Consider the following 8,716-nt stretch of genomic DNA (forward strand, 5'->3'; position numbering starts at 1 on the left):
GGCACCACCTGGCCGCGACCCGTACCGGCCGCCGGGGTCCGTACCGGGCGGCGGTCGCCGGCACGACGTATTCGCTCTTCCCGATCCGGAACACCGGCCGCGGAGCGGTGCCGGCCGCCCGCGACGTGCGGGAGTCGGTGCTCTCCGACTGGTTGCTGGCGGTCGCGGCCGACGCCTCGGACTGGGCCGCCGCCCGGCTCGATCTGCTCCAGGGCGTCACCCAGCTGATCGCGGTCGAACGCGACCGCCGCGACGCGGCCCGTACGGTACGCCGCAGGCTCGCCCAGGAGGTGCTGGAGCTGGTCCAGGCGGGCGCGGCCCCGGCCGAGATCGCGGCCAGGCTGCGGGTCGCCGCGCCGGTCCTGCTCCCCGGCCTCGGCATGTCCCCGCAGTGGCAGGTCGTGGTGGCCCGGGTCGACTGGAGCGCCGCGGGCCAGGCGGCCGCCGCGGGCGACATCGCGAGCGGTCCGGTGGCCCAGGCGCTGCTGGAGGAGATCCTCGTCGACCCGGCGGTCAGCGGCCCCGACTCGGCCGACCGGATCGCCGTCGCCCACACGGGTGAGGAGGCCATCGCCCTGGTTCCGCTGCCCGCGCCCACCACCGTGGCCACGGACTCCGGGGAGGGCGCTCCGGGCGCTGCCGCCCCCGCCGACACCCTCGACGCGGGTCCCGGGCTGCACGCCGACGCGCTGCTGGCCTCCGTGCGCGAACCGCTCTCCGCGGGGCTCGCCGACGACGGCCGGCTGACACTGGGTGTCAGCGCGGCCGTGCATTCCGCCGAAGGACTGCGCGGCGCGCTGGAGGAGGCCCGGCACGCCCGCCGGGTGGCCGCGGCCCGCCCGGGGCGGGTCTGCGCGGCCGGTCACCACGAGCTGGCCTCGCACGTGCTGCTGCTGCCGTTCGTCCCCGACGACGTCCGGCGCGCCTTCACCGCCCGGCTGCTCGATCCGCTGCGCGACTACGACCGGCGCCACCGGGCGGAGCTGATAGAGACGCTGGAGGCCTTCCTGGACTGCGACGGGTCCTGGACCCGCTGCGCGGCCCGGCTGCACCTGCACGTCAACACGTTGCGCTATCGCGTCGGACGTATCGAGCAGTTGACGGGGCGTGACCTTTCGCGCCTGGAGGACAAGCTCGACTTCTTCCTCGCCCTGCGCATGAGCTGATCTTCCGGCCGCGCACGGGGCCCGGCGGGGCACCGTCGACTCCGGCCGATTGTGAAATCTTTCACCTGACATTGTCCGGACCCCTTGGCCCGGCGTGCCAATCCGTGCTGAGATGCGCCGTACCCAACAGCACAATGGCGCGCTCGGGGAGGGCAATGTGGCGCATACCGCCATGTCTGGTTCCGGAACGACAGCAGATGACGATCCGCCGCTCCAGACCGCGGTATGGCGGTTGCGGTCACGCGCCTGTTGGACGGACGCGGCCGCACTGCTGGAGCACCACGCGAGCACCGATCCGGCCTCCGCTCTCCAGCGCACCGCGCTGCTGACCGAGCGGTGCCTCTACACCGGGGAGGGCTGGACCGACGCGGAGGATGCCCTGCGCACGGCGGAGGCCATCGCCCGCAGCGACGACGAACGCGGATCGGCCGCTTCCGAGCGGGGCCATCTGGCGTACGCCTCGACCCTCCTGGCCGTACGGGACCGGGCCGACGAGGCGAGCGTGGCGCTGAGCAGGTCGGCGGCGCTGCTGGCTCCCGGGTCCCCGGCCCGGCCGCTGCTGGACTTCCGGCGCGGGCTGATCGCCCAGAACATCGCGGAGTCACCGCAGTCGGCGCGCGCCGCGTTCCGCCGGGCGCACGCCGGTGCGTCGACCCGGGGCGACGAACTGCTGCTTTCGTCCACCTGGCGGCATCTGGCGGCACTCGCCCTGCGCGAGGGGGAGCTGGCCGAGGCCCGGCACGGCTTCGCGGAGTCACTGCGGATCCGGGAGGAGCTGGGGTTCCTGGTCGGTACGGCCCCGGCGCTGATCTCCCTCGCGGAGGCGGAGGAGGAGCCGCAGGCGGCCCGGCTGCGCGCCGAGGCCGGCCGGCTGTTCCGGCTGCTGGGCGGCGTGCCCACCTGGCTGGCCCCGTACCTGGGTCCCCCGGCCCCGCGCACCGCCGAGGCGAGCTGAGGCGGTGGCGTCCGGAGCCCCTCGGGGCCGCGGGCGTCAGCCGTCGGCGCCGGCGAAGTGCTCGCGGACCAGGGCCTGGACCACGGCGAGGTCCTGGGACACGAGGGCGTCGAGCAGGGCGGTGTGCTCGGAGGCGTCGGCCAACAGGTCGGCCCGCCGGGTGGCCGGGCCCGACACCAGCGGCCACTGGGAGCGCTGGTGCAGTTCGTCGGCGACGGCAACGAGCTGCTCGTTGCCCGACAGCGCGAGGACCGCGCGGTGGAAGGCCCGGTCCGAGTCGGCGTAGGCGGCCCGGTCGCCCACGGCCGCCGCCGTGACCGTGGCCTCCGCCAGCGGACGCAGGCCGCTCCAGCGGTGCGCCGGGACCGTACGGGCCAGGCTGAGCATCACCGGGACCTCGATCAGGGCCCGTACCTCGGCCAGCTCGGCCAGCTCGCGGGGGCCGCGTTCGCTGACCCGGAACCCGCGGTTCGGCACGACCTCGACGGCTCCCTCGACGGCCAGCCGCTGCATGGCCTCGCGCACCGGCGTCGCGGAGACCCCGAAGCGGGCGCCGAGCGCGGGGGCGGAGTACACCTGGCCGGGCACCAGTTCGCCGTCGACGAGGGCGGCTCGCAGGGCGTCCAGGATCTGGCCGCGGACGGAGTGGCGCTGGACGGCACGCGGTGCGGGAGGCTCACCGTGGGTGTGCTCGCCCCGGGCGGCCTGCTCCCCCTCCGCCGGTCGCCCCCCGGCCTGCTCGGCTCCGGCCCGCTCGCCCCGGGCCTGTTCCGGCACCCGGCACTCCGCCATCCGGCCGTCCGCCGGAGTGCGCGGGAACGCTCCCAGGGCGTACGCCGGACGTGCGCCCTCATGCGCGTTGCCCTGCTCCACCCGGACCTCCTCCGCCTGCCGCGGGCCGACTCGCGTGCGCGGGGCCTCCTGTGCACGATAGAGGGAGCAGGCTGCGGTTCAAACATCGACGGCATCGGGTAAGGTAAGGCTTACCTGCAAACGATCCCGATTCGGTGGTCCCCTGCATGACCCTCTCCCCGCCGTTCACCGGCACCGCGACGTCCCCCGTGACCGCCGCGTACGCCCGCCTGACCGAGGTGTTTCCCGGTCTGCGGGCCGACGTGCTCGTCGGCGACGCCGTCGCCCCGTCCGGAGCGGGCTGGGTCGGCGCGGCGGAGCTGGCGGCCGGCGGTCACGCCGTGGACGCCTTCCTCGCCTGGGACAACGCCCAGGTGCTGCGCGACTACGGACAGCAGGCCCGCCCCGACGTGGTGGCGAGCTTCGGTCTGCACCGGTACGCCTGGCCCGCCTGCCTGCTGGTGACGGTGCCGTGGTTCCTGCAGCGCCGGGTGGTGCGGATCCCGGTCGAGGACGTCGCCTTCCAGCGGGCCCTGGGGCATCTGACCGTGCGGGTCCGGGAGTTCGCCTGCCTGCCGGACGACCCGGCCGCCACGCTGCCCGGGGCCCGGGTCGTCCCGGACGAGGCGGCGCTGCGGGCCGAGGTCCTGGCCTCCCTGACCGAGCACCTCGGTCCGGTGCTGGAGGGCTTCGGGCCGCGCATGCGGCGCGGGAAGCGGGCCCTGTGGGGGATGGCGACCGACGAGATCGTCGAGGGCCTCTGGTACATCGCGCACCTGCTGGGCGAGGAGCGCCGCGCGATGGCCGAGCTGGAGCTGCTGCTCCCCGGCACGACCAAGCCGTACGCCGGCGGAGCCGGCTTCCGCGAGCTGACCGGGCCCGACGGCAGGTCACTGCCGACCCGGGACCGGGCGAGCTGCTGCCTCTTCTACACCCTGCGCCCCGAGGACACCTGTGTGACCTGCCCGCGCACCTGTGACGCGGACCGGGTGCGGAAGCTGATGGCTTCTTGATCCACACCGCCCGTCCGGGCGACGTGGAATCGAACGCAACTCAGCTTCACCGAGCGGTCGTTCGAGAAGATTCCACCCATCGATAGCCTCTCCCACCCCCATGGCGTGTTCTTGTCCCGAAACCACCGGAGCGGGACGGGAATTCCGTCACGATGGCACACGAAACGCCCTACGTGACGCAAGGGACCGCGCATGAGACTGACCGACATATCGCTTGACTGGCTGCTTCCGGGCGCCGTACTGCTCGTGGGGGTCATGGCGGCGGTGACGGTGGTCGCACGCGGCAAGCGCGCCGCCGGCAAGGCCGCGGCCGACGACTCCTGGGAACGCAGCGAGGAGCGCCGCCGACGCAAGGAAGCGCTGTACGCCACCGCCAGTTACGTCCTGCTGTTCTGCTGCGCGGCGGTCGCCGCCGCGCTCTCCTTCCACGGGCTCGTCGGCTTCGGCCGGCAGAACCTGAACCTCACCGGAGGCTGGGAGTATCTGGTCCCGTTCGGACTGGACGGGGCCGCGATGTTCTGTTCCGTGCTGGCCGTACGGGAGGCGAGCCACGGAGACGCCGCGCTCGGCTCCCGGCTGCTGGTGTGGACGTTCGCCGGGGCCGCCGCCTGGTTCAACTGGGTGCACGCCCCCCGGGGCATGGGCCACGCGGGCGCACCGCACTTCTTCGCGGGGATGTCCCTCTCGGCCGCGGTCCTCTTCGACCGCGCGCTGAAGCAGACCCGCCGTGCCGCGCTGCGCGAACAGGGCCTGGTGCCCCGTCCGTTGCCGCAGATCCGGATCGTCCGCTGGCTCCGGGCGCCCAGGGAGACCTTCGGCGCCTGGTCGCTGATGCTCCTGGAGGGCGTCCGCACCCTGGACGAGGCGGTGGACGAGGTGAGGGAGGACCGCAAGGAGCGTGAGCAGGACCGGCTGCGCCGACGCGACCAGGAGAAGCTGGACCGGGCCCGCATCAAGGCCCTGAACCGGCAGAACCGGGTCTGGGGACGCGGCGGAGGGGGCGCGCGGCAGGTGGATGTACCCGCTCTCGCCCCGGCTTCGGGCGGCGCGGCGCCGTCCGTCGCGGAGCCCGCCATAGCAGAGCCGGGTCAGCTGCCTCTGCGACCCCGGCCATCCCTGCAAGCCGTCGGCCCGAAGCAGGCGGACGGTTCGAGCTCCAAGAGCCTGGACGCTTCGAGCCAGGGAAGTGACCCGCGGACCGTCGACCTCACCGCCGAGGACGACACCCAGACACTTCCCCGGCTCGACTCGCTGGAACAGAAACTGAAGGATCTGGAGCAGCAGTTCGGCTGAGCGCCCCTCAGCGCCTTCCGCCGCGCAGCTCGAACCAGACGACCTTGCCCAGGGTCTGCGCCTCCACGCCCCAGGCGTCGGCCAGGCTCCGGACCAGGATCAGGCCCCTGCCGTGCGTACCGTCGTCGGCGTTCGGTACGTACGGCGCGGGCAGATCCTCCGACGCGAAGTCCTGGACCTCCACGCGCAGTCGGGCGGGCGACGCGGTGGCGGTGACCACGGCCCCGTGCCGGGTGTGGATGAGAGCGTTGGTCACCAACTCGCTCACCAGCAGCTCCGCCGCCTCGCGCTGCTCCTCGTCGGAGCGATGCCGGAGGAACTCCCGCAACTCCCGGCGCACTTCGCCCACCGCCGATTGTTCGGCATGGCCCACCCTCCGGCTCATCCGGGCCGGCGGTGGCGCCTCGCCCGGTCTCCGGCCCCGCGGGCCGCACCCCTCGACGACCGCGATCCTTCTCTGACGCTTCGCCATTTCCCCCGCCCGCACAGTGGACCGACCTCCTCTGATCCGGCCGCTCATCGAACAGCCTCACGGGATGCATGCCCCTGTACGCGTACGGTCACGCTTGCCGAGTCATCAATAGGTGAACGGTCAGGAGCGGCGAGGGGCGCACGGAACATCCCACCCGCGCACGCCATCACCACATAGGCGCAGCTCCGGTTAACGTGCCGCGAATAACGTCGAGTTGGCGTTGACGACCCGACTTCTACGCGCGTCATCATGAGGGCATGCGCCTCCCCCCTCGCCTCACTCGGCTCGGCGGCTCGGCCGCCCTCCTGTCCGTCGCCCTCCTCGCCTCGGGCCCGGTCACGGCCCAGTCGACTCTCAGGGGCGGGGCACGTTGCGGAGGTTGGAGCGGGCCATCTGGAGCATCCGGCCCACTCCGCCGTCGAGCACGATCTTGCTGGCGGAGAGTGCGAAGCCGGTGACCATGTCGGCGCTGATCTTCGGCGGGATGGAGAGCGCGTTCGGGTCGGTGACCACATCGACGAGCGCGGGGCCCTTGTGCTTGAAGGCGTCCTTGAGCGCGCCCTGCAACTGCTTGGGCTTCTCCACGCGTACGCCGTAGGCGCCGGCCGCACGGGCGATGGCGGCGTAGTCGGTGTTCTCGTTGGTCGTCCCGTACGAGGGCAGGCCCGCCACCAGCATCTCCAACTCCACCATGCCGAGCGAGGAGTTGTTGAACAGGACGACCTTCACCGGCAGGTCGTGCTGGACCAGGGTGAGGAAGTCGCCCATCAGCATGGAGAATCCGCCGTCGCCCGACATCGCGACGACCTGCCGGTTCAGGTCGGTGAACTGGGCGCCGATCGCCTGCGGGAGCGCGTTCGCCATCGAGCCGTGGCTGAACGAACCGATCACCCGCCGCTTCCCGTTGGGGGTCAGATAGCGGGCGGCCCACACGTTGTTCATGCCCGTGTCGACGGTGAACACGGCGTCCTCGTCGGCCATCTCGTCCAGCACGGAGGCGACGTACTCGGGGTGGATCGGGACGTGCTTGTCGACCTTGCGGGTGTAGGCCTTGACCACGCCCTCCAGGGCGTTCGCGTGCTTCTTCAGCATCCGGTCGAGGAACTTGCGGTCCGACTTGGGCTTCACCCGGGGCGTCAGGCAGCGCAGGGTCTCGCGCACATCGCCCCAGATCGCGAGGTCGAGCTTGGAGCGGCGGCCGAGGTGCTCGGGGCGCACATCGACCTGGACGATCTTCACGTCGTCCGGGAGGAAGGCGTTGTACGGGAAGTCCGTGCCGAGCAGGACGAGAAGGTCGCATTCATGGGTCGCCTCGTACGCGGCGCCGTAGCCGAGCAGTCCGCTCATCCCGACGTCGTACGGGTTGTCGTACTGGATCCACTCCTTGCCGCGCAGGGCGTGCCCGACCGGGGACTTGATCTTCTCGGCGAACTCCATGACCTCGGCGTGCGCCCCGGCCGTGCCGCTGCCGCAGAACAGCGTCACCCGTTTGGCCTCGTCCACCATGCGGCAGAGCTTGTCGATCTCGTCGTCCCCGGGCCGTACGGTCGGCCGCGCGGTGACGAGCGCGTGCTCGATGCTCTTCTCGGGGGCGGGCTTGGAGGCGATGTCACCCGGCATCGAGACGACGCTGACGCCGCCGCGCCCGATGGCGTGCTGGATCGCCGTCTGGAGCAGCCTCGGCATCTGCTCCGGGTTGGAGATCATCTCGTTGTAGTGGCTGCACTCCTGGAACAGCAGCTCCGGATGGGTTGCCTGGAAGTAGCCGAGACCGATCTCGCTGGAGGGGATGTGCGAGGCGAGGGCCAGTACGGGTGCCATGGAGCGGTGAGCGTCGTACAGGCCGTTGATCAGGTGCAGGTTGCCCGGGCCGCAGGAGCCGGCGCAGGCCGCGAGCGAGCCGGTGACCTGCGCTTCCGCACCGGCCGCGAAGGCGGCGGTCTCCTCGTGGCGGACGTGGATCCAGTCGATGGCCGAGTTACGCCGGATGGCGTCCACGACGGGGTTCAGACTGTCGCCGACGACGCCGTACAGACGTTTGACGCCTGCCCTGGCGAGGATGTCGACGAACTGCTCCGCCACGTTCTGCTTGGCCATGGGTGCGCACCCTTCCTTGCCCGTGCTCCGTGCACTTCGGTTGTCCGGACTCCGGAGCCCGAAACACCGTGTCGCCCGGCTCCGGAATCCATCAACCCACGGTGTGCGCGGTTACGCCTCCCAGACCGCGGCGCAGGTGCGGTCGTCGGCGTACCCCTTGATCCGGAGCTGGGTGTCGGCGAGGAAGGCGGGCAGCCCGGGTGGTCCGGCGCTCCCCCAGCGCTCGGCGAGCTCGCCGGGGAGCGCCGCCTCGCCGCGCATCGGTTCGGCCAGTCCGTTGCTGCACAGCAGCAGCGTGTCGCCGGGGCGCGCCACGGAGGCCCGGAAGCGGAAGGGCTCGGCAGGGCGGCGCGCGGGGCCCTCGGCGTCCGGGGACGGCGGCGCGGCGATCTGGAGGTCCATGGTCAGCCGGTCCCCGTCCGGGCCCTCCTCCTGCTCGTCACCCGGCATCGGGCCGCCGCCCTCCGGGACGAAGGGCTCCAGGTCCTGCCAGAGTCCGTCGCGGAGGCGGAAGAGGCCGCCGCTGCCGACGCCGAAGAAGACCCGGGTGCGGCAGGCGGGGTCGGCGGACAGCAGGAGGCAGCGGAGGCTCGCGGTGTACGCGTCCGGTTCGACGCCGAGTTCGGCGGCGCGGGCGCGCAGCTTGCCGTACGTACGGTCGGTGAGCCGGTGCAGCCCGGCCTTCAGGTCGTCCCGGCGGCCCGCTCTTATGTCCTCGGAGAGCCGGAGGTGGCTGCGGGCGACGGCTCCGCCGATCCAGCGGCAGGCGTCGGCCGCGGCGAGGTGTGCCGCCTCGCCGGCCCGTTTGCCGCCGGCCACGGCGACGAGGACGAGGGCGCTCTCGGCGGCCCCGAAGCGGGCGGTGAGC

8 protein-coding genes are annotated in these 8,716 nt (G+C 72.6%); 4 read left to right on the forward strand and 4 right to left on the reverse strand.

What is annotated here, in order from left to right:
- Together CR470_RS32900 and CR470_RS32905 are read left to right on the forward strand one after the other, a co-directional pair.
- Positions 1–1,166, forward strand: a 1,166-nt coding sequence (locus tag CR470_RS32900; RefSeq protein ID WP_179892453.1) for a helix-turn-helix domain-containing protein, incomplete at its 5' end; no start/stop codon positions are given.
- Positions 1,167–1,338: 172 nt separating this feature from the next.
- A complete protein-coding gene (locus CR470_RS32905) occupies positions 1,339–2,121 on the forward strand; it encodes a hypothetical protein (protein WP_097871119.1) in 783 nt (260 codons plus the stop codon).
- Between the two features lie 36 nt (positions 2,122–2,157).
- Here the strand turns inward: CR470_RS32905 and CR470_RS32910 are convergent, their stop codons facing one another.
- Complete coding sequence (locus CR470_RS32910) at positions 2,158–2,994, reverse strand: GntR family transcriptional regulator (RefSeq protein WP_097871120.1); 837 nt, start codon at positions 2,992–2,994, stop codon at positions 2,158–2,160.
- Positions 2,995–3,140: 146 nt separating this feature from the next.
- Between CR470_RS32910 and CR470_RS32915 the strand changes: the two genes are divergently transcribed.
- Together CR470_RS32915 and CR470_RS32920 are read left to right on the forward strand one after the other, a co-directional pair.
- Positions 3,141–3,986, forward strand: a complete 846-nt coding sequence (locus CR470_RS32915) for a (2Fe-2S)-binding protein (RefSeq protein ID WP_097871121.1) — start codon at positions 3,141–3,143, stop codon at positions 3,984–3,986.
- Positions 3,987–4,178: 192 nt separating this feature from the next.
- Positions 4,179–5,279 (forward strand): DUF2637 domain-containing protein, encoded by a 1,101-nt coding sequence (locus CR470_RS32920; protein ID WP_097871122.1) that lies wholly within the window; start codon positions 4,179–4,181, stop codon positions 5,277–5,279.
- Between the two features lie 7 nt (positions 5,280–5,286).
- On the opposite strand, the gene CR470_RS32925 is transcribed toward CR470_RS32920, so the two are convergent.
- The 3 genes from CR470_RS32925 to CR470_RS32940 all read right to left on the reverse strand — a co-directional run.
- A complete protein-coding gene (locus tag CR470_RS32925; protein ID WP_097871123.1) occupies positions 5,287–5,652 on the reverse strand; it encodes an ATP-binding protein in 366 nt (121 codons plus the stop codon).
- Between the two features lie 453 nt (positions 5,653–6,105).
- Positions 6,106–7,848: a pyruvate dehydrogenase gene (locus CR470_RS32935; RefSeq protein WP_097871124.1), complete on the reverse strand. Its 1,743-nt coding sequence runs from the start codon at positions 7,846–7,848 to the stop codon at positions 6,106–6,108.
- A gap of 111 nt (positions 7,849–7,959) precedes the next feature.
- A partial coding sequence (locus tag CR470_RS32940) for a protein phosphatase 2C domain-containing protein (RefSeq protein WP_143663923.1) occupies positions 7,960–8,716 on the reverse strand: 757 nt, incomplete at its 5' end.

It is taken from the genome of Streptomyces sp. rh34, assembly GCF_002551245.1.
Taxonomy (GTDB): domain Bacteria; phylum Actinomycetota; class Actinomycetes; order Streptomycetales; family Streptomycetaceae; genus Streptomyces.

Coding starts and splice junctions, on each gene's coding strand:
- CR470_RS32915 (WP_097871121.1), top strand. CDS start 3,141: ATGACCCTCTCCCCGCCGTTCACCGGCACCGCGACGTCCCCCGTGACC.
- CR470_RS32920 (WP_097871122.1), top strand. CDS start 4,179: ATGAGACTGACCGACATATCGCTTGACTGGCTGCTTCCGGGCGCCGTA.
- CR470_RS32935 (WP_097871124.1), bottom strand. CDS start 7,848: ATGGCCAAGCAGAACGTGGCGGAGCAGTTCGTCGACATCCTCGCCAGG.
- CR470_RS32905 (WP_097871119.1), top strand. CDS start 1,339: ATGTCTGGTTCCGGAACGACAGCAGATGACGATCCGCCGCTCCAGACC.